We start from the raw sequence: 21,264 nt of genomic DNA on the forward strand, positions 1-21,264 counted from the left end.
AATGGTACCCTCTGTATTTCTCAATAAACAACAATTAATTGACCAGGAATTAAAATTTGATATATATTACAATAGAATATCCGACCTTAATCTTGATGATATATTAGAAATAGCATGGAATAGAGGGATAAAAGAGGCAGAAAAAATAAAAGACAAAGACATAAAACAACTAATATTTCAAGAAAACATACTTATAGAAACAGATGAAAAAAGTTATAACCCTGCCTATACTATTTTTAGCGATTATAACAGTAGAGAAAAAAAGATTACCCTCTACAAAAAAAATATACAGAACATATTTATCCCTTCTATACCAGAGAAATATTTATTTTGGAAAGATAATGAAAAAATCGTAGATTTATTTCTGACTCACGAATATTTTCACCATTTAGAGGCCAAATATATTGGATTAACAAGTGAAATAAAAAAAATACAAATAAAAATTGGTCCATTTATATTAAAAAGAAGATTAAGAGCATTAAGTGAAATAGCAGCTCATGCTTTTGTAAAAGAATTTTATGATATATGGTAGGTGATGATAGTGAAATTATATGACGTAGTTGTTATTGGTGGTGGCGTATCAGGAACAGTTGCAGCAATAGCATCTGCAAGGAATGGAGCTCAAACTCTATTAATTGAACAATATGGATTTCCTGGCGGTTCACTTACAAATATGGGCGTTGGTCCTATGATGACTTTTCATGCGGGCGATAGACAGGTTGTAAGAGGAATACCACAAGAGATAGTAGATAATCTTGTAAAAATAGGGGGAAGTCCTGGGCACGTAATAGATACAACTGGATTTGTAAACACTGTAACACCCTTTGATGTAGAACTCATGAAATACATTTTAGAGAAGATGCTAATAGATAGCGGTGTAGAAATATTATATCACAGCTATTTGTCGGACGTTGAAATGGATGGAAGCAAGATAAAATCAATTAAAATTGTGAACAAATCAAGGGAAATGACTATAAAAAGCAAAATTTATATAGATTCAACAGGAGATGCAGACCTTGCTATAAGATGTGGAGTCAATTATTTATTAGGAAGACCCCAGGATAACTTGACACAACCGATGACAATGAATGTCAGAATAGGCAATGTAGATATACAAAAAATAAAAGAATATATGCTAAATAATCCAGCTGAATTTAGAATGGTAGATAAAGAAAAAATCATAAAAGCAAAAAGATTATCGGTAAACGGCTTTTATTATATATTAAAAGAAGCAAGAAAAAAAGGAGAAATAAGTTTTGAAAGAGACATGGTGCTATTTTTTGAAACAAATACACCAGGTGAAGTTATAGTAAACATGACAAGGGTACAAAGGCTAAATGGTACAGATATAAAGGATTTAACTAAAGGTGAAATAATCGGCAGAAGCCAAGCCATTGAGTTGTTTAACTTTATGAAAAAAAGAATACCTGGTTTTGAAAATAGTATATTAATTTCAACAGGCCCGCAAATTGGAGTGAGAGAAACTAGAAAGATAGTTGGTGAATATATATTAACAGCTGAAGACCTTATTTCAAATAAACGTTTTGATGACTGTATTGCAAAAGGCGGTTACCCTGTTGATATACATTCACCGGAAGGTGAGGGCGTTGTTTATATGAAACTTAAAGAGGGAAGTGATTACGACATACCATACAGATGTTTGTATAGTAAAAAAGTAGATAATTTACTTGTGTCAGGTAGATGCATATCTTCTACTCATGAAGCAAATGCAGCAATAAGAGTTTCACCAATTGCTATGGCAACGGGACAGGCGGCAGGTACGGCAGCAAGTATAGCAGCAAAAGAAGATATAAAAGTTTGGAATGTTGATATAGGGACTTTGAGAAATATTTTATTAAAACAGGGAGCTTATATTTAATGGTAAAGGTACATTAAATATATACATTTACCATTAAATTTTATTTACAGGTTTATTATTTTCCTCTACAAATATTACCTTGGGCATGTAATTTTTGGCTTCCTCATCCTCCATTATTGCATAAGATATTATAATGATTATATCGCCTACCTGACATAGTCTTGCTGCTGCGCCGTTTATGCATATTGTACCTGAGCCTCTTTCGCCTTCTATTGCGTAAGTGTCAAATCGTGCACCGCTGTTGATGTTTAAAACTTGTACTTTTTCATTTGGCAGTATATCAGCAAGTTCCATTAAATTTTTATCAATTGTTATAGAACCCTGGTAATTTAAGTTGGCATCTGTTACAATTGCTCTGTGTATTTTAGATTTCATCATAAACCTTTGCATTATATTTTTCCTCCCACAATATATTATCTATAAGCCTTGTTGTCCCAATAAAGCAAGCTATTGCAATAAGTGCTTTATCTTTTATATAAGTTAAGTCTTCTAATGTATCAGGATGAACGCAGGAGACATATTGCACTTTGCATAAAGGCTCTGAGTTTAAGACTTCATTTACTTTTTTTATTATAGTATTAGCATTTCTTTCGCCATTTAGAAGTAATTTTTCAGCTTCTTTTAAAGATTTCGAAAGTATTAAAGCTGCTTTTCTTTCTTCAGAATTTAAATAGACATTTCTCGAACTCATTGCTAGACCATCAACTTCTCTTACAATAGGCGCTTTAATTATTTCTACAGGGAAATTTAAGTCTTCCACCATTTTCTTTATTACTGCAACTTGTTGGGCGTCTTTTTGTCCGAAAACTGCGATGTCAGGTGTAAAAATGTTAAATAATTTTGCCACAACTGTTGTGACACCTTTAAAATGCCCGGGCCTGAAAGCTCCACAAAGTTTATCAGTGATTTTATCTACATTTACTGTCGTGAGAAGTTCAGAAGGATACATTTCCTCTACAGAAGGAGCAAAAACAAGGTCACATCCTTCTTTTTCAAGAAGTTTTAAATCCCTTTCCAAGTCTCGAGGATATCTATCAAAGTCTTCATTAGGTCCGAATTGAATTGGATTTACAAATATGCTTACAGCTACAAAATCTGAATGATTTTTTGCAATTCTTACGAGGGACAAGTGGCCTTCGTGCAAATATCCCATTGTAGGTACAAGTCCAACTTTTTTGCTTGATAGTTTTTGTTTTTTAATTATATTTCTTACATCACTAATTTTTTCTGTTACTATCATTTATTCTCCCTCTTTTCTAAAGTAAAAGAATGTTCTTCATCTGGAAATAAACCTTGTTGTACTTCTTTAATGTAGGCATTTATGCCCTCTATCATTATTTTTTCAATATCAGCGTATTGTTTTACAAATTTAGGCCTATGACCTTGTGTTATACCTAACATGTCATGGATGACGAGGATTTGGCCATCGCAGTAAGGACCTGCTCCTATTCCAATAGTTGGAACTGAAATATTTTCTGCAATGTCTTTTGCAAGCTCCATTGGGATGCTTTCAAGCACCAGGGCACATATGCCAGCTTGTTCTAATATTTTTGCATCGTTAAAAATTTTTTTGGCTTTCTCTTTTTCTTTGCCTTGAACTTTATATCCTCCCAATTGATGTACTGATTGAGGAGTAAGTCCGAGATGGCCTACCACCGGTATTCCTGCATCTACTATGGCTTTGACTATAGAAGCTATTTCTTCTCCACCCTCCAACTTTACGGCGTGAGCTCCACCTTCTGCAATAAGCTTTGCAGCATTTGTCATAGCCTGTTCTTTTGATATGTGATATGACATGAAAGGCATGTCGGCAACTACAAAAGCACGATTTACTGCCCTTGAGACGGCTTTTGTGTGATGTATCATGTCCTCCATTGTGACAGGTATTGTGCTTTGGTATCCTAAAACCACCATTCCAAGGGAATCTCCTACTAAAATCATGTCAATTCCGCAATTGTCGAGGATTTTAGCTGTGGGGAAGTCATAAGCAGTTAAAGCTACAATCTTTCTTCCTTCTTTCTTAAATTTCCTTAGTGTGAGAGTTGTTACTTTTTCCACCATTTTAATATACCCTCCAATTCAAAATATTTTTCATCGTTAAAACTTCCTTTTTCATAAGCAATCTCAAGAGTTAATTTACCCAAACTTTTATAAAGCTCTTCAAGACTTGGATCTTTTATATTTTCAAGATGAAGTTTTATAGTGTTTACATCCCCTCTTGCTATAGGACCTGTCAAAGCATCAGTTGTGCCTTTTTCTTTTATATTTTTTAAAGTTCCCTCCATTAAAGGGATTAAGGCATCAGGATAATTTTCAAAAGGAAAACCTGATTCTTTTAGAAGAAGCAAACTAAATTTTGAAAGAGCTACAAGGTAATTTGAGGCTACAACACAAGCAGCATGATAAAGGGGTCTTACTATATTGTTTAAAACTATGTATTTACCTGATATTTTATTTACAATTTCTTTTCCAATTTCAACTGCTTTTTCATCCCCTTCTAAAGTGAAATAGGATTTTGGAAGAAGTTCTAAAGATGATGATACAGAGGGGCACGTTTGTATAGGATGTAATACCATGATAAAATTATTTTCATCTTTTTTAAGAGGGTTTAAAACTTCTAAATTTAAAGCTCCACTTAAATGAGCAAAAGTTTTTTCTTTAAGCATTTCCTTGTACTGACTTAAATTATTTACTACTTCTGGTATGCTGTTGTCATTTGTGCTTATTATAATTACATCAGAATTTGTGATGACCTCTTGATAAGAAGAAAAGACGCTGGATTGTGTAAATTCAGCTGATTTTTTGGCTGATTCTAAATTCCTGCTTAAAAAACCTGAAATATTAATACCATTTTGGGATAACAAAAAAGCGAGGCTTGTTCCTACAACGCCAGCCCCGACAAATCCAATTTTCAATAGTTTTCCCTCCTTTTAATTAAGACAAAAAACCTTCCACCGATGGGAAGGTAAATCTTCTTTATTTCCCGTCCCGGTCTTGTGATCCTGGCGGGGCATATAAGCCCTATTAAGTTTTTATGAAGTGTGTGGTTCTATAGAGATACCACCACTTTTAAAATAGCACAATGGGGTTTTGTAGTCAATAAAGACAATTACTATTCTAGCTTCCTTGCAAAAATGAGATAACCTGTGTGACCTACCATCAGGTCTTCTGGCCTTAACCGCTGAGGGATTAATTTATATTTTCTAAGCATAATTTCACTGACTTCTGAAACATAAAACCCATTTTTTTCAAGTGAAGTCAAACTTTCAGATACCTGATTTATAGTGGGAACTAATATTCCTAAGTGTCCTGCAAGTTTTAGTGCTTTTCTTACTTCTTCTAAAACTTCCCATGGTTTTCTAACATCTAAGAAAAATGCATCCAAATCTCTTTCTTTGATTCCATCATTTATAGATTTATTGTACATAATGACATTGTCAAATTCTAAAAATTCGCTGAGATTTTTTTGTGCAAGCTTATAAAATTCTTCCCTTTGTTCATATGTATATACTCTTCCATACGGTCCCACTGCGCGAGAGAGGTATACAGTGAAAGCTCCAGAACCTGTTCCTGCTTCACCTACTCTTTTGCCTGGAAAAATGTCAAGGCGCATTGCTATGTAAGCTCCCTCTTTTGGATAGACAATTTGTGTTTGGCGCTTTAAGGAGTGCATTATGTAGTCAAAAGTATCGCAGTTAAGCACGTGATATTTTATTCCTTGTACTTCAAAGCTATTGCCAGGTTTTATTTGGGACAAAAAATATGTATCAATTTGACCTTTTGGTAGTCCTATTTTAGAGGGAGAGGATAGATCGACTACTTTTTTAAAATTATCTGGCCCTATTATTACTCGTTTTGTAGTGATTTTTGAATCCACAATTTGTTCCCCCTTTCTTTTAAAAGGGTTTTTATGCCTATATTATAACACATTGTTTTATAAAGTTATAGATTAAAGGATATTTTCAAGAATCGGTTTTTCATTTTGAGGTATATGCCTTATTAACATTTTAATAGCTTTAAGCTGTGCCATGCTTAAATCTTTGTTTTTCGTCTCTACATAACTTTTTAACTTTTCCATGTTTATTTCTATCTCATCAATCTCTCTATGTTCTATTAGAATTGCCCATTTTTTATCTATCTTTTTCCATTCTTTTTCTGCCTTTTCAATGTTTTTTTTTGCTTCTTCCCAATGTTCTTTTTCTATGTTTTGCTGTACTGCTGTCAGCATTTTATTTAAATTTTCAGAGGTTTTATCAAGGTATTTAAAAGATATAATATCTAAAAATAGGACGAAAATAACAATAGATATCATCAAAGGAACTACATATCGCACATTTAACCTTCCTTTCTGTAAACAGTCAAAACTTTATTGGTATCTAAAGAGGCAAAAAGTACTTCTTTGACATTTTGTATTTTCCACATTTTGAGCTGTTCATTTAACCATTCCATGTCAATACTTGCTTTCTGCATATTTTGATGCATAATTCTTCCGTCTATTATTATAGGAAGTGGCAATCCCTCATATTGAGGAGTTAAATTTAAGTCTTGAGGAGTAACAGGTTTCTTGTCACTTTTTGGTATCACACTTAAATTACCATTTGTTTCAAGTATTGCATATTCCACATCGGCTATATTAGGGTAACCTTTTACTCTCAATTCTTCCAAAAGGTCATTTATATTGTAGCGTTCTTTTTGGAGCTCTGATGTTAGAATTTTTCCTTTTTCAATTAAAATAGTAGGTGTACCACAAATTATAGCTCTTGCCCTTAAACTCTTCATTGATAAGTAAGATAAAAAAAGTTGTGAAACTAGAAGTGTTAAGACAGGTATAATGCCTGATAAAAGAGGAATCCCTTTATTTTGCATAGGGATGGCTACTAAGTCTGCTATCATGATTGCTACAACTAACTCGTAGGGTTGAAGTTGTCCTATTTGCTGTTTTCCTGAAATTCTCATAAATATTACTACCAGAACGTATAAAATTAAGGTACGGAAAAACAGTATTAACATAATGTCACCCTTTCTAAGTCTTCATATTTAGTATTGTTGGAGGGTTTTGAAAATATTCATTTACATTTATTTCAATATTTCTCATAAAACTTTGTTAAAAAACTTTTTGTAATGTAAAATTTTCAATGGTAACGTTTTATAACAATTTATGATATAGTATGTAAATTTACAAACTGTTATAATATAGAGGAGGGATAAATAAAAAATAGGGGTTGAAGAATATGTATAAACTTTTTGTCACAGATGCTGATGGGAGCTTGTTAAATAGCAATTCTGAAATCTCTGATAAAAATAAAGAAGCAATAAAAGAGGTGATTTCAAGGGGAGTCATTTTTACTATTGCGACTGGACGTATGTTTTCTTCTATCCTACCTTATGCTTATGAGCTTAATATTAATGCTCCAGTGATTTCTTATAATGGTGCTTTAATAAAAGATATTTATACTAAAAAGGTGTACTATTACAGTCCTATACAGACAGAAGATGCAATATTTGCAATAAGATTGTTAAAAGAAAGTGGATACCATATTAACCTCTATATTGATGATGAGTTATACGTGGAAGAAATAACTGATAGAGTAGAGTGGTACCTTTCTTTTAACAATGTTACTGTAAATTCGGTGGGGAATCTGGAGGAATTTCTTAAAAAGACGGGAAGTGTAACGGCTAAGATCTATGCGTTGAATGATATTAAAAATCCTATTTCTATTGATGCAGAAATTTACGACGAAATTTCAAAAAGATTGACCATTTCTAGTTCTGGAGGAGGGCATTTAGAGATTAATGCAAAAGGAGTAAGCAAGGGAAATGCTTTAAAAACTCTTGCCAATATGTACAGTATAAAAAGAGAGCAGGTAGTGGCAATTGGGGATAATCTAAATGACCTGTCAATGATAGAATATGCAGGATTGGGAATAGCTATGGGTAACGCTCCTGACATTGTAAAGATAAAAGCGGATTATACAACTTTATCAAATGATGAAGATGGAGTTGCTCATGTAATAGATAAATTTTTCTTAAATAAAAAGACAGTAGCTGTATAGTAACAAGTTTAAACAAAAGGGAATAAAATATATTACCGCGAGGGCGGTAATATATTTTTTTATTTAGGTGATGACCATGGAAGGTATTGTTATAAAATTTATCAGCTTGGTTATTATATTTGTTGGGATTTTATATATGTTATTCTCTTTTTTGCCTCTATTTTGCGAAAAAGAACAAAAAAGAGAGTTAAAAGATGAGTCAGTCAAAAAAATTCATGAAAATGAATGAAAAAAATTGAAAAAATCTATTGACAAAATTCTTTTTAAAAAGTAAAATAACATAAAGCGAAAACGATTAATCCTGGGAGTGATGTGCTATGAGTGCAACGATAAAAGATGTGGCGAGGGAAGCAAAGGTTTCGATTGCTACGGTTTCTAGAGTGTTAAATAACAGTGCTGTTGTTACAGACGAGACGAGGCAGAGAGTATTAGAGGCTATAAAAAAGACTGGATATAAGCCTAATGCGTTAGCTCGTAGTTTAAAGATCCAAAAGACTCATACTATAGGGCTTATAGTTCCGGATATTTCTAGTACTTTCTATCCTGAGGTAGTTAGAGGGATAGAGGATATTGCGGCGATGTATAATTATAACATATTTTTGTGTAATACTGACCAAAAAGAGGAAAAAGAAGTCAAATATATAGAAATATTAGGAGAAAAGCAAGTAGACGGGATTATCTTTATGGGGGATGTTGTAAGGGATAGTGTTATACAAACGTTTAACGAGTTTGGTGTACCAGTGGTGATGGCAGGTACTCAGGACAAAGATAAGAGATTTCCTAGTGTTATGATTGACAATGAAAAAGCCGCATACGACGCCGTAAAATATTTGATTTCTTTAGGGCATAAGAAAATAGGTGTGATTTCAGGCCCTATGCATGACCCTATAGGAGGGCTTCAAAGGATTGAAGGTTACAAAAAAGCTTTAGAAGAACACGGCATAAAATATGACCCTGAATTAGTAGTGGAAGGAGAGTTTAAAACTCGCAAAGCGTATTTAGCTATGCTAAAGCTTTTGGAATACAAAGTAGATGCAGTGTTTGCAGCATCAGATGATATGGCTGCTGCTGCCATAAATGCCATATTTGACTCAAATCTCAAAGTACCAGAAGACATTCATGTAGTAGGTTTTGACAATACTTATATTTCTACTATATTTAGGCCTACCATTACTACAATACAACAGCCTGCATATGACATAGGGGCTGTGAGCATGAGGCTTTTAACTAAGCTTTTGGCAAAAGAACCTATTGAAGAAATGCATGTTATTTTGCCTCATCAGTTGATTGTAAGAGAATCTACTGGCTTTGGAGAAGAAAAAAATAGCCGTTAAGGCTATTTTTTTTTGTAAATTATTATGGTATACTGGCGTCAGGAGGGGTTACATGGAAAAATTGTTGATTATAGACGATGAAGAAATGTTTGTAAAAGGTTTAAAACTTTCTTTAGAAGAAGAAGGGTTTGAAGTTGATACTGCCTACGATGGAGAGGAAGGGCTTGATAAGGTCCGTTTGGGAAACTATGACCTTGTAATTTTAGATATTATGCTTCCTAAATTAGACGGTTTTTCGGTATGTAGAGAGATAAGGAGTTTTTCAAATATTCCTATAATTATGCTTACTGCAAGAGGAGATGATATTGACAAGATTATAGGGATAGAAATAGGAGCTGATGATTATTTAGCGAAACCTTTTAATACTAGAGAGCTTATTGCGCGAATAAGAGCACTTTTAAGAAGAGCTACAAATCCTTATACTAAAAGGAAAGACGAAATAAGAAGAGGAGAACTTTATATAAATATTCCAGAAAGAGCAGCTTACAAGAGAGGCAAGAGAATTGAGCTTACAAATAAAGAATTTGAAATTTTAGTGTTGTTAGCTTCTAATCCAGGGAAAGTCTATACGAAAGATAAATTGTTAGACTTGATATGGGGATTTGATTTTTACGGTGATACTAATACTGTTACAGTGCATGTGAGAAAACTTAGAGAGAAAATTGAAGATGACCCTGCAAATCCTCAATATATTTTCACCAAATGGGGTGCAGGATACTATATGAAGTAAAGGTGATAAAATGAGTTTAAGGTGGAAAATCTTTTCATTATATTTGATAATTTTAATAATTTCGTTGGCATTAACTGGGTTTTATCTTTACCGTTATATTGAAAAAAGCTATTTAGACAATGTCAGAGTCAATAATTTAATGCAAGCCAATATGGTATCTAATTTTGTATCAAGATTTGTAGGTACCTCTTCTTCTTATTTGATTGAGCCCACTATAATGGAGTATGCAAAACAAATAAGTTCAAGAATACTTTTTACTAATATAAATGGAAAAGTATTGGTAGATTCTGCTTCCTCAAAAGAATTTGAAGGAAAAGTAATAAAGGATTACAGCGATATAAAAGAGGCTTTAAATGGCAAGGGTTCTACAAGTATTCATGACATAAATGGGGTAGGTTGGGCGATGTATACTGCAGTCCCCGTTATAGCAAAAAACAATGTAGTAGGGGCAATACTTATATCTTCTTCTATAGATGACATAATAAACCTGTTAAACTCTATAAAATATCGCATGATATATACTTTTACAGGTATTGGATTTTTGGTAAGCCTTTTAAGCCTTTTAGTGGCTTCTTACATTACTAATCCTTTAAAACGATTAACAGAAGCAGCAAATATTTTATCTCAAGGGAAATTAGACTATAAAGTTGAGGCAAAAAGCAATGATGAAATTGGGAAATTGGCTAATGCTTTTAATAAGATGAGTTTCAATTTAATGAAAATAGATGAAGAGCGGAAAAGATTTGTTTCAGATGCTTCTCATGAACTAAAAACTCCTCTGGCATCTGTAAAAGTGTTGATAGAATCTCTCATAAATAGCAAAAATCAAGATATAAAATTTTATAAAGAAATATTGAGGGATGTAGATGGAGAATTGGATAGGATGACAAGATTGGTTAATGACTTGTTAGAATTAGCACGAATGGATAGGATTAAAACGGTAAAAGTTAGAAAAAGTGAGATTAGTGAAATTATATTAGATGTAATAGAAAGTCTTCTTCCTCTTGCAAAAGCGAAAGAAATAAACCTTGAATTTAAAGGAAAAAATAATGTTTTTGCAGAAGTTGATCCCGACAGGTTTTATATGATGGTTTATAACATTGTAGAAAATGGGATAAAATATACTCATGATGGAGGAAATGTGATAGTAGGTTTAGAAGAAGATGAAAACAATATTTACCTTACGATAAAGGATAATGGGATTGGTATAAGTGAAGAAACGCTTCCCAAAATATTTGACAGGTTTACAAGGGGAGATACTGCAAGGTCTAAAAAAAGTGGTGGTTTTGGCTTAGGGCTTGCTATTGCTAAAGAGATAATAGATATCCATGAAGGCAAAGTCACAGTGGAAAGTAAAGCAGGAGAAGGAACAGTATTTAAAATTTCCCTCCCCAAAAAGAAGAGGAATTAAGCTTTTTTAATGATTTTTTTATGTTTATTTAATGTTTGTGTAACAAAAGTATAGTAAAATTAAACTAAAGGGAGGGAATAAAAGTGAAAAGAATTGTCCTAGTATTGATAGGTTTATTTATTTTGACGCTGTCGGGGTGTTTTGCGAGAGTTAATAGCAATAATGAAAATACTCCTATAAATCCAAAGCCTATGGTACAAGACGTGTCAAAAGAGATTTCTCTTTATTTTTTAAATGATAAAATGAATGGACTTATTTTAGAAAAAAGACTTATTTCTAAGGATTCAGATGTTTTAAAACAAGTTGTAACTGAAATGATTAAAGGGCCGGCAGATGAATACGCAAAACCGGTATTTCCTAATGGTACAAAGCTAATCTCTATAGAATTACAGGACGGAACTGCTTTTGTAAATTTATCCAAAGAATTTTTACAAGATAGTGAAGATGAAGAAATAGACAAATTAAGAGTTGCTGCATTGGTAAATTCGTTGACCGATATACCCGGAGTTGACAGTGTTCAAATACTAGTAGAAGGAAATAAAGTTGACGCGGTAGGAAAATACAAAATAGGTTTAGAACCTTTAAAAAGAATAGTCTTAATAGGAGAGGTATATAATAACCCAGATAGGATAAAGAAATTACAGGAAAGAGCAGATTTAGGAAAAGAAACATGGCGTTTTGATCCTATTCAACTTCTTAGAAAAGAAGGCGGAATAATAGGGATTGGAAGTGAAGATGATTTGACTTTAAAAGATGAAAACAATGGTGTAGCTTATGTAGAGGCGATACACGATAATAAAATGTATAACATAACATTGGTTCAGCCCCTTGGTAAAGGAAGTAACTATATTTGGGTTATAGACAATGTTAAAGCCAAGTTTACTCAAATACCTGAAGCAAACCCTCTTAAAGGAGAATCTTTTATATACGGTATAGTGAAGGATATCGATTATGAAAACAGGATTATAACAATTGAAAGAGAATACCAGGACTCTCAGGATGTAAGAAATCAAGTAGGGCCGGATATAAAGGTATTGCCTGATGCTATTATACATTTTCAAGCGAAAGTAGGTTATGATAGCCAAGGAGGATTTAAATATGCAGAAAGGGACATAAACTTTGCGGAAATAAAAATAGGAGATGAGTTGGGCATAATATTGAATAAAGATAAAGAAGCAAGGGCTATAATAGTTTCTGATAGAAGTAACATATCTTATGAACCAAATATAAAAGTAGTGTCCCCAGTCAGAAACAATGTTGTGACAAGTCCTTTTAAAGTAATAGGCAAAGCGAGAGTATTTGAGGGAAATGTAAATATAAGGCTTGTTGGCAGCGGTGGGAATGTCATAAGTGAGACTTTTGTACAAGCTACTGCTGCTGCTCCTTCTTGGGGAGATTTTGAAGCTATAATCTCTTATAAACCTTTAAAAGAGCCTCAAAACGGTATTCTTCAGGTCTTCTCTTTAAGCCCTAAAGATGGTTCTGTACAAAACCTCGTTTCTATTCCATTAAAACTTAAGTGAATTCAGTATTTCAAGGACAATTGGATGCTTTTGGTAATTACTTCGGCTATGTCAAATACAAATCCTAATCTTACTGAGTTTAGAGGAATTGAGTCATATACATCGACAATACCTACTATTGAAATATCTCCAACAGGAGGCAGCATTTTCCCCACACCTTTTCCAGGGTACAGTGGGGCTTTTTTTATTGAGATTTTTCCTATACTTTCTTTGTCTCCTAAAGAAGCATCTATGGCTATAATTTTACTGTTAGGATGCTTCTTTTTTATGTATTTCATATTCTCTTCTAGGTTCATAGCGTGGATTGGAGATTTCAAGGTGCCATAAACAAAGTAGGTTGGTGGAAGTGATTTTGATAACAGATTTCCCACGATAGGCCCTAAGGAATCACTTATAAATTTGTCTGTGCCAATACATAAAAAAATTGAATTAGGACTTAAATATGTACTTAAAAAATTTGATATAAAATAAATTGCATTTGAGTCGTCATATTTAAGCCTTAATTCATCCATCTACAAATAGCCTCCTTTACAAATAAGTTGAATTAAAATTTTTATGGCAAGCAATAATAAGAATATGCAATATTAATTGAAAGGAATGACTGATCTTGAAGAGGCTAGGATTATATTTAGTTTTGATTGTTGTGATTGCTCTTTTTACTACTATGTTTATGTTGAAGACAAAGTTTGAAGAACCTATTTATTTCTCTCAACAAAATTTGTGGGATAAAAATGAAATCCAGCTTACGAAAGAAAATGAGAGGGTTTGCGAAGAAGAGCAAAATGCCAGTTCAAGAGTAGATAAAGTAGATAAAGAAGAAAAAGAAATGGCAAAAAGAAATCAAAGAAGTGAAACCGCCAGAAAAGTAAGGATTTTCAAAGAGAAAATGTTAGAGGACCTGCTTAAACAAAAAAGCAGAGAAGTTTATGATTTGGAAAATAACAAAAAAACGCAAAAGGAAAATAGTGGCGATAACAACATAATAATTACTCCAGAAAAGATTTTACAAGTGCAAAATGAGATGGAACCTTCACAAAAAATTAAAGTAATGAATATTATCCTTAAATTAGGAGCAGAGGATATGAACGAAATTATGAAAATAGCTCAGAAGGGCTTGACACAAAAGGATAATGACAAAATAATGGAAATATTGAAAAATAAGCTTTCTTCTGAAGATGTTAGGTATCTTGTAGAAATAGCAAATGAATATTTTGCAAAAAAATAAACCCCTCCTTAAAATTAGAATTGCCTCCGCCATCCTGCCCCCACCCTTGGCCTTGCTAAGTTTTGTTGCCGCTTTGTCATAAGTCGCACCGATTGTAAAATATCCTATTTTCGAAAGTTTATTTAGCGTTTATTGGTTAACATTTATTATTTGCCGCGTAAATAAAGTTGAAACAGTAATCTTGTCAGCTTGAAGGGGAAATTAAAGAAATTATTTACTTATATTTTAAATTAATTAGTTTAAAATATGACGTATTCTTAAAAAATTTAAAGATTACAAGCGATAAATCAATAAAACGGCCATTTTTAAGCTTCTATGCCTATTGTGAAATTTCATTTTTTCTATTATAATTTATTTCGTCACTGATGTCGGGATGTAGCGCAGTTGGTAGCGCACGTGCTTTGGGAGCATGGGGGCGGGGGTTCAAGTCCCTCCATCCCGACCATTGTGGTCGTATAGCTCAGCTGGGAGAGCACCTGCCTTACAAGCAGGGGGTCATAGGTTCAAGTCCTATTGCGACCACCATTTTCAAAAATTAAATATTGTGGAGGGATACCCAAGTGGCCAAAGGGGGCAGACTGTAAATCTGTTGGCTGTCGCCTTCGATGGTTCGAATCCATCTCCCTCCACCATTGAAAAAAAGACCGGATGGTCTTTTTTATTTTTCTCCTTCAAATATCTTGACATGGTAAAAAAGTGTAGTATAATATTATTTGAAAAAGAAAATAATTATTTATTAATAAAAATTTAATTAAGGAGGAATCTTTTATGAGAGAAATGACAAGACATAACCTTAGTGAAGCCTATGCAGGAGAGAGCCAAGCTCACATGAGATATCAAATTTTTGCTGATGTAGCTGAAAAAGAAGGCAAACCTAATATTGCAAGGCTTTTCAGGGCTATTTCTTATGCTGAATTGGTACACGCTACAAATCACTACAAAACTCTTGGAGAAGTAGGAAATACAGTAGAAAATCTTGAAAAAGCTATAGAAGGGGAAACCTTTGAGGTAGAAGAGATGTATCCTGCTTATAATGCTGTTGCAGAACTTCAAGAGGAATCTGGAGCTAAAAAAAGCATACATTATGCTATTGAGGCTGAAAAAATACATGCAAAATTGTACACTGAAGCAAAAGAAGCAGCATTAAAAGGAGAAGATATAAAGATATCAAAAGTTTACATATGTCCTGTTTGCGGATATACCTCTGTTGATGTATTGCCAGAAAAATGTCCTGTATGTGGAGTTCCTGGAGAAAAATTTGTAGCATTTTAAATATAATTTTTTAAAGAAAAGAGGATGTTTTATCGTGCTCTCAGACTGTAGACAAACTTTCGTAAAGGAGATATTTTGCATAAGGAGTGACTTGTTACAAAGAGGCCCGGCACTCAAGTAAGAAAGTTTATAAAACAAAAATAGAAAAAACAAGCATGCTTACTTGAGTGCCGGGAAACTTAGCAAGACCGAGGGTGGAGGCAGGGCCGAAGCCATGGATGGCGAAGGCGGGCACCTTAAGGCATGGATGCCGCCTGACGGGGTACCCTGCCGGAACCTGAAGGTCGAGCTTTAGTTTTGTCGCTTTGGAACATCGGAGCGACGATGCAAAATATCTCCTTTGAATATTTTTTAACTTTGTCAACAAACTGAGAGCATGTTTTATCGTGCTATTTTGCTATTTTTTGATGCAAAAATATTTGACATAATAGATAAAGTGTGCTATAGTAATCATCAGAAAATTTAATAACATGCTCTTATCAAGAGAGGTGGAGGGAAAGAGCCCGATGAAACCCGGCAACCTGTCCTATAGGACAAGGTGCTAATTCTCTCAGAAGCATGCTTCTGAAAGATGAGGGTATGTGCCTCTTCTTTTGGAAGGGGTTTTATTTTGTTTTTAAGGAGGAATAGAGAGATAAAATGCGTAAACTGTTTACATCTGAATCTGTTACTGAGGGACATCCTGATAAAATCTGCGATCAGATTTCTGACGCAATATTAGATGAAATTTTGAAAAAAGATCCCTATGCCAGAGTTGCTTGTGAAACAGCTGTGACTACAGGTTTGGTCATGGTAATGGGAGAAATTACCACTCAGTGCTATGTAGATATACCAAAAGTAGTGAGAAAAGTAGTAGAAGAGATTGGCTACACAAGAGCAAAATACGGTTTTGATGCTGACACTTGTGCAGTTATCACTTCTATTGATGAGCAATCTCCTGATATTGCTCTCGGTGTGGACAAGGCATTAGAAGCTAAAAGAGGAGAACTTTCAGATTCGGAAATTGAGGCTATTGGGGCTGGAGACCAGGGTTTAATGTTTGGTTTTGCTTGCGATGAAACAGAAGAATTGATGCCTATGCCTATAATGATGGCTCACAAGCTTGCGAGGAGACTGGCTGAAGTTAGAAAGGACGGGACATTAAGCTATTTAAGACCAGACGGTAAAACACAAGTAACAGTAGAGTATGAAGATGATAAGCCTGTGAGGGTAGATTCTGTTGTAGTATCAGCTCAACATGCACCTGAGATTGACCATGATGCTATTGAAAGAGATATTATTGAACATGTAATAAAACCCATAATTCCTGAGAATATGATAGATGACAAAACAAAAATTTTTGTAAATCCAACGGGGAGATTTGTAATTGGTGGACCTCAAGGTGATAGCGGACTTACAGGAAGAAAAATTATTGTAGACACATATGGCGGATATGCAAGGCATGGGGGTGGAGCTTTTTCTGGTAAAGACCCGACGAAAGTGGATCGATCTGCAAGTTATGCTGCGAGATATGTGGCAAAAAATATTGTGGCAGCAGGACTTGCAAAAAAATGTGAAGTGCAATTGGCTTATGCAATAGGTGTTGCTACACCTCTTGAAATAGGTATCGATACTTTTGGTACAGGCAAGATACCAGATGAAAAGATTTCGGAAATTGTAAAACAAGTTTTCGATTTAAGACCTGCAGCTATAATTAGGGATTTAGATTTGAGAAGACCTATTTATAGACAAGTTGCAGCTTATGGCCACTTTGGAAGACACGACTTAGACCTCTCATGGGAGAAAACAGACAAAGTAGATATATTAAGAAAATTGGCAGAAATGTAAATTTGAAAGCCCGGGTAAACCCGGGCTTATGGCATTTTTATCTATCTTTTTTAATGCCATAGAATTTATGCTTTATAAACGCTTCGCTACCTTTAATTATACTACAAAAATTGAGAAAAAGAAATGAATTGGCTTTAATTTGCTTTAAATATAAGGTAAAATTAAATAAAGAAAAGAATTAAAACAGGAGAATCGGCTATGATTGACATAGAAGGTGTAGTTGAAGAAATAATTTTTAGAAATGAACAAAATGGTTATACAGTTTTAGAATTAAGTACTCAAGGTTTAGCAGTTACTGCTGTAGGTTATATGCCTTTTGTAAACATTGGGGAAAGAATCAAAATTGAAGGTGAATGGGTAGAACATCCTGATTACGGAGAGCAAATTAGGGTTTTAAATTATAAAACCTTGGCTCCTACCACTTTAGAGGGAATAGAAAAGTTTTTATCTTCTGGCTTAATTCCTGGAATAGGTCCTGTTACAGCAAGAAAAATTGTAAAAAAGTTTGGCGTTGATTCTTTGAATATAATTGAAACTGCACCAGAAAGATTAAAAGAAATAAAAGGTCTAAGCGATGAGAAGATAAAAAGAATTTGTGAAGCTTATGAAATGCAAAAGGGCATAAAAGAAGTGATGGTGTTTTTGCAGGGGTATGGTATTTCTACTGCAATGGCTATAAAGATTTATAAAGAGTACGGAAACAATGCGATTGAAATTATTAAGCAAAACCCTTACAGATTGGCTGATGATATATTTGGAATAGGATTTAAAACTGCAGACAAAATAGCAGAGAGCCTAGGAGTTGATCCTCATTCTTTATATCGCATATCTTCTGGTACTCGATATGTTTTGATGCAGTATGCGGCAAATGGCCATACTTATGTTCCAAAAGAATTGTTAAAAAAAGAAACAGCGAATTTATTAGAAGTGAACGAAGAAGAGGTGGAGGATTCTTTTGTACTTTTAATACAAAACAAAAAAATACATATTGAAATTTTTGAAGATGATACTGTAGGAATATACTATATACCTTACTATATGGCTGAATTACACACAGCAGAGAGATTGTTTAACATGACACTATTGGAAAATGAAGATTTAGGCATAGATATTCAAAAAGAAATCAGAAATTTTGAAAAAGAAACAGGTATTTTGTTGGCGGAAAATCAAAAATTGGCTGTAGAAGAAGCTGTTAAAAATTCTGTTGTTGTAATAACGGGAGGCCCAGGCACAGGAAAGACTACGATAATAAATTGTATAATACGTATTTTTGAAAAAACTGGTAAAAAAGTTGCTCTTGCAGCCCCAACAGGAAGAGCTGCAAAAAGGATAACGGAAGCTACTGGGAAAGAGGCAAAGACTATTCATAGGCTTTTAGAATATACTTATTCAGAAGAAGGGAAGGGATTTAACAAAAATGAAAAAGACCCATTAAAATACGACGTTATAATAGTTGACGAAGCTTCAATGGTAGATATATTGCTTATGAATGCTCTATTAAAAGCCATACCTATAGGAACAAAGCTGATTTTAGTAGGGGATGCTGATCAACTTCCATCTGTTGGAGCGGGAAATGTCCTAAGAGATATAATAGACAGTGGCATAGTAAAAGTGATACGGTTAAAAGAAATTTTTAGACAACAAAAGCAAAGCTTGATAGTAGTAAATGCTCACAAGATAAATAATGGAGAATATCCCACCTATAATGATAAAAACAGCGATTTCTTTTTTATAAATGCCAACACCCAAGAAGATATATTAAAAACTATATTGGAACTTGTTATAAACAGACTTCCTAAAGCTTATGGATTTCATCCTATTAATGATATTCAAGTACTCACCCCTATGAGAAAAGGGATAATTGGTGTTCACAATTTAAATTTGGAGTTACAAAAAGCATTAAATCCCCATGACAAAACTAAAGCCGAAAAAATATTGAAGGAGTTTGTATTCAGGGTGGGGGATAAAGTGATGCAAATAAAAAATAACTACAAGATAAAATGGAAAAAAGGCGATGAAGAAGGAGAAGGAGTGTTTAATGGAGATATAGGAATAATTCAATCAATAGACGAAGAATTACAGGAATTGACTGTATATTTTGACGACGAAAAATTTGTCACTTATGACTTTTCTGATTTGAATGAACTGAATTTGTCTTATGCTATAACAGTACACAAAAGCCAAGGCAGTGAATTTCCTGTTGTCATAATGCCAATTACTTATGGACCCCCTATGCTACTTACAAGGAACCTTTTGTACACTGCCGTTACAAGAGCAAAGAAATTGGTTGTTTTGGTAGGTCAAGAGAAATATTTGCAATTTATGATTGATAACAATAAAATCTCAAAAAGATATTCAGGGCTCCTTTCAAGGCTTAAAAAAGCACTTTTGTATGTAAACTAAATTACGATTTTACACAAAATAGAGGAAAATTTGCTGTAAAATGATAATTTTTTAATTAATTTTAATTTAATAATGCCGATATAAAATATAAAAGAAAAGTGAATTGCAATAAGGGGCAATAAAAATGATTTTTTTAGACCTTTTATTTCCACCGAAAACAAACTGTATTATTTGTAAAACTGCTATAAAAACAGGATATTTATGCGACAAATGCAAAAGCACATTAAAATTTATTGAGGGTAATAGGTGTTGTATTTGTGGTAAACCAATAGACTATAAAGGAACATGCACTGATTGTTTAGAACATGGTCATGAATTTAAACAAAATATAAGTCCTTTTGAATACGATGGTGTTGTAAAAGACTTAATAGGGCGGTTCAAATATTTTAAAGAGAGAGAATTGGCGCCTTTTTTTGCAGACTATATGGCTGATGTAGTTAAAAAAATGAACTGGCCTATAGATGTCATAGTACCTGTTCCTCTTCACAAAATTAGACTTGACGAAAGAGGCTACAATCAGTCAGAACTTTTGGCAAGAGAACTTTCTTATCGATTGAATATTTTTATGTCTAAGGCGTTAAGAAGAGTAAGAAATACAACAACCCAGACAGCCTTGCACAAAGAAGAGAGGATAGAAAACGTAAAGGGTGCTTTTAAAGTGACTTACAAAGATACTATTGTTGGGAAAAATGTGTTACTGGTAGACGATGTGTTGACAACAGGTGCTACTTTGGACGAGTGTGCCAAAGTCTTAAAAGAAAATGGGGCAAAAGAAGTATATGTGGCTACCGTAGCAACTGGAAAAAATATGTGATGGGGAGTCTGAAGTATCAAAAAGGGGATGAAGGTAAATGGAAATAAGAAATTGTAAAAGGTGCGGAAGGCTTTACACGTATACAGGAATTGATTTATGTCCAGTATGCTATAGAGAGGATGAAGAAGATTTTATGAAAGTGAGGGATTATTTAGATGCACATCCCTCAGCTACCATGCTGGAAATATCTCAAAATACACAGGTTTCTCCCAAAAAAATAATGGACTTTTTAAAAGAAGGTAGGTTGATTCTAACTTCTAATAATGTGAACATAGGTCTTAAATGTGAAAGGTGCGGTAAACCGATACTTACAGGGAGGTTTTGTGAAGAGTGCAAAACCAAATTAGCGAAAGAATTAATGAAAGGCTTTTCAATTCAATCCGAGAGTAAAGAAGAAGAAAAACAAACAGGAGAAAGGCTGTACGTTTATGAAAACAACAAAAAAAAGAAAAAATGATTTTATATTAAACTTTTGAATTATTAAGTCGATATTACTAGTAGTACGGGGGTGTTAAAAATGAAAATTTATAATAATAATATTGAAAAAATGATGTCAGTTTATCGAGTAGATCCGGTAGAAAAGGTTACCAGCAAGAAAGCGGAGATAAAAGATAAGGTTGAGATATCAGAAGAAGCAATTAAACTTGCACAAAGTTCAAATGAATTTGAAAAGATTAAGAATCAAAAGATTGAAAACATAAAGTCAATGCTTAATGCAGGAACTTACAATGTAAAAGCTGAAGATGTGGCGGATGCTATTCTTAAGGGAATATTGTTGAATAAAAAAATTTAA

21 protein-coding genes, 3 tRNA genes, 1 pseudogene and 1 riboswitch are annotated in these 21,264 nt (G+C 33.6%); of the genes and pseudogenes, 17 read left to right on the plus strand and 8 right to left on the minus strand.

What is annotated here, in order from left to right; genetic code table 11:
• Position 1 precedes the first annotated feature (1 nt).
• Both THYS13_RS12680 and THYS13_RS12685 read left to right on the plus strand, forming a co-directional pair.
• Positions 2 to 532, plus strand: coding sequence for a hypothetical protein (locus THYS13_RS12680; protein WP_042834901.1), 531 nt, complete (start codon positions 2 to 4; stop codon positions 530 to 532).
• Between the two features lie 9 nt (positions 533 to 541).
• Entirely contained in the window at positions 542 to 1,879 is a 1,338-nt protein-coding gene (locus THYS13_RS12685; RefSeq protein WP_042834902.1) for an FAD-dependent oxidoreductase, read from the plus strand.
• Between the two features lie 33 nt (positions 1,880 to 1,912).
• Here THYS13_RS12685 and panD read toward each other — a convergent pair whose 3' ends face one another.
• The 7 genes and pseudogenes from panD to THYS13_RS12720 form a co-directional block, all read right to left on the minus strand.
• Entirely contained in the window at positions 1,913 to 2,269 is a 357-nt protein-coding gene (gene panD, locus THYS13_RS12690; protein ID WP_042834903.1) for an aspartate 1-decarboxylase, read from the minus strand.
• Positions 2,244 to 3,119 (minus strand): pantoate--beta-alanine ligase, encoded by an 876-nt coding sequence (gene panC / locus THYS13_RS12695; protein WP_042834904.1) that lies wholly within the window; start codon positions 3,117 to 3,119, stop codon positions 2,244 to 2,246. Before panC ends, panD begins: the two co-directional genes overlap by 26 nt.
• Positions 3,116 to 3,940, minus strand: a complete 825-nt coding sequence (gene panB, locus THYS13_RS12700) for a 3-methyl-2-oxobutanoate hydroxymethyltransferase (protein WP_042834905.1) — start codon at positions 3,938 to 3,940, stop codon at positions 3,116 to 3,118. Before panB ends, panC begins: the two co-directional genes overlap by 4 nt.
• A pseudogene (locus tag THYS13_RS12705) lies at positions 3,900 to 4,794 on the minus strand (Rossmann-like and DUF2520 domain-containing protein). The gene panB and the pseudogene THYS13_RS12705 overlap by 41 nt, the downstream one beginning before the upstream one ends.
• A gap of 197 nt (positions 4,795 to 4,991) precedes the next feature.
• Positions 4,992 to 5,756 (minus strand): tRNA (adenine-N1)-methyltransferase, encoded by a 765-nt coding sequence (locus THYS13_RS12710; RefSeq protein WP_042834906.1) that lies wholly within the window; start codon positions 5,754 to 5,756, stop codon positions 4,992 to 4,994.
• Between the two features lie 72 nt (positions 5,757 to 5,828).
• A complete protein-coding gene (locus THYS13_RS12715) occupies positions 5,829 to 6,212 on the minus strand; it encodes a DUF4363 family protein (protein ID WP_042834907.1) in 384 nt (127 codons plus the stop codon).
• A gap of 2 nt (positions 6,213 to 6,214) precedes the next feature.
• Positions 6,215 to 6,889: a DUF421 domain-containing protein gene (locus tag THYS13_RS12720; protein ID WP_042834908.1), complete on the minus strand. Its 675-nt coding sequence runs from the start codon at positions 6,887 to 6,889 to the stop codon at positions 6,215 to 6,217.
• A gap of 221 nt (positions 6,890 to 7,110) precedes the next feature.
• On the opposite strand from THYS13_RS12720, the gene THYS13_RS12725 reads away from it, so the two are divergent.
• From THYS13_RS12725 to THYS13_RS12745, 5 genes are all read left to right on the plus strand, one after another.
• Positions 7,111 to 7,932 carry a Cof-type HAD-IIB family hydrolase gene (locus tag THYS13_RS12725; RefSeq protein ID WP_042834909.1) on the plus strand — a complete coding sequence of 274 codons (822 nt, stop codon included), beginning with the start codon at positions 7,111 to 7,113 and terminating at the stop codon, positions 7,930 to 7,932.
• Positions 7,933 to 8,249: 317 nt separating this feature from the next.
• The gene (locus THYS13_RS12730) at positions 8,250 to 9,266 is read left to right on the plus strand and encodes a LacI family DNA-binding transcriptional regulator (protein ID WP_042834910.1); all 1,017 of its coding nucleotides are present in this window, start codon (positions 8,250 to 8,252) and stop codon (positions 9,264 to 9,266) included.
• Positions 9,267 to 9,318: 52 nt separating this feature from the next.
• Positions 9,319 to 9,996 carry a response regulator transcription factor gene (locus THYS13_RS12735; protein ID WP_042834911.1) on the plus strand — a complete coding sequence of 226 codons (678 nt, stop codon included), beginning with the start codon at positions 9,319 to 9,321 and terminating at the stop codon, positions 9,994 to 9,996.
• A gap of 10 nt (positions 9,997 to 10,006) precedes the next feature.
• The gene (locus THYS13_RS12740; RefSeq protein ID WP_042834912.1) at positions 10,007 to 11,407 is read left to right on the plus strand and encodes an ATP-binding protein; all 1,401 of its coding nucleotides are present in this window, start codon (positions 10,007 to 10,009) and stop codon (positions 11,405 to 11,407) included.
• 83 nt (positions 11,408 to 11,490) lie between these two features.
• Positions 11,491 to 12,930: a Gmad2 immunoglobulin-like domain-containing protein gene (locus tag THYS13_RS12745; RefSeq protein ID WP_042834913.1), complete on the plus strand. Its 1,440-nt coding sequence runs from the start codon at positions 11,491 to 11,493 to the stop codon at positions 12,928 to 12,930.
• A gap of 2 nt (positions 12,931 to 12,932) precedes the next feature.
• Here THYS13_RS12745 and yyaC read toward each other — a convergent pair whose 3' ends face one another.
• Positions 12,933 to 13,442, minus strand: coding sequence for a spore protease YyaC (yyaC, locus tag THYS13_RS12750; RefSeq protein WP_042834915.1), 510 nt, complete (start codon positions 13,440 to 13,442; stop codon positions 12,933 to 12,935).
• A 95-nt stretch (positions 13,443 to 13,537) separates the two neighbouring features.
• On the opposite strand from yyaC, the gene THYS13_RS12755 reads away from it, so the two are divergent.
• From THYS13_RS12755 to THYS13_RS12800, 10 genes are all read left to right on the plus strand, one after another.
• Positions 13,538 to 14,155 carry a hypothetical protein gene (locus THYS13_RS12755; RefSeq protein WP_082990425.1) on the plus strand — a complete coding sequence of 206 codons (618 nt, stop codon included), beginning with the start codon at positions 13,538 to 13,540 and terminating at the stop codon, positions 14,153 to 14,155.
• A 369-nt stretch (positions 14,156 to 14,524) separates the two neighbouring features.
• Positions 14,525 to 14,600: transfer RNA gene (locus tag THYS13_RS12760), tRNA-Pro, on the plus strand.
• Between the two features lie 4 nt (positions 14,601 to 14,604).
• Positions 14,605 to 14,680, plus strand: a tRNA-Val gene (locus THYS13_RS12765).
• A 21-nt stretch (positions 14,681 to 14,701) separates the two neighbouring features.
• Positions 14,702 to 14,787 (plus strand) — tRNA-Tyr (locus tag THYS13_RS12770).
• Between the two features lie 136 nt (positions 14,788 to 14,923).
• On the plus strand, positions 14,924 to 15,427 hold the full coding sequence (locus THYS13_RS12775) for a rubrerythrin family protein (RefSeq protein WP_003866895.1): 504 nt from the start codon (positions 14,924 to 14,926) through the stop codon (positions 15,425 to 15,427).
• 473 nt (positions 15,428 to 15,900) lie between these two features.
• Positions 15,901 to 16,005, plus strand: a riboswitch (SAM riboswitch).
• 61 nt (positions 16,006 to 16,066) lie between these two features.
• Positions 16,067 to 17,254 carry a methionine adenosyltransferase gene (metK, locus tag THYS13_RS12780; protein WP_042834918.1) on the plus strand — a complete coding sequence of 396 codons (1,188 nt, stop codon included), beginning with the start codon at positions 16,067 to 16,069 and terminating at the stop codon, positions 17,252 to 17,254.
• A 198-nt stretch (positions 17,255 to 17,452) separates the two neighbouring features.
• Positions 17,453 to 19,657, plus strand: coding sequence for an ATP-dependent RecD-like DNA helicase (locus tag THYS13_RS12785; RefSeq protein ID WP_042834919.1), 2,205 nt, complete (start codon positions 17,453 to 17,455; stop codon positions 19,655 to 19,657).
• A gap of 124 nt (positions 19,658 to 19,781) precedes the next feature.
• Entirely contained in the window at positions 19,782 to 20,471 is a 690-nt protein-coding gene (locus THYS13_RS12790) for a ComF family protein (RefSeq protein WP_042834920.1), read from the plus strand.
• Positions 20,472 to 20,508: 37 nt separating this feature from the next.
• Positions 20,509 to 20,928 carry a TIGR03826 family flagellar region protein gene (locus THYS13_RS12795; RefSeq protein WP_042834921.1) on the plus strand — a complete coding sequence of 140 codons (420 nt, stop codon included), beginning with the start codon at positions 20,509 to 20,511 and terminating at the stop codon, positions 20,926 to 20,928.
• 60 nt (positions 20,929 to 20,988) lie between these two features.
• Positions 20,989 to 21,264: a flagellar biosynthesis anti-sigma factor FlgM gene (locus THYS13_RS12800; protein ID WP_042834922.1), complete on the plus strand. Its 276-nt coding sequence runs from the start codon at positions 20,989 to 20,991 to the stop codon at positions 21,262 to 21,264.

Origin of the sequence: Thermoanaerobacter sp. YS13 (assembly GCF_000806225.2) — a bacterium.
Lineage (GTDB): Bacteria > Bacillota > Thermoanaerobacteria > Thermoanaerobacterales > Thermoanaerobacteraceae > Thermoanaerobacter > Thermoanaerobacter uzonensis.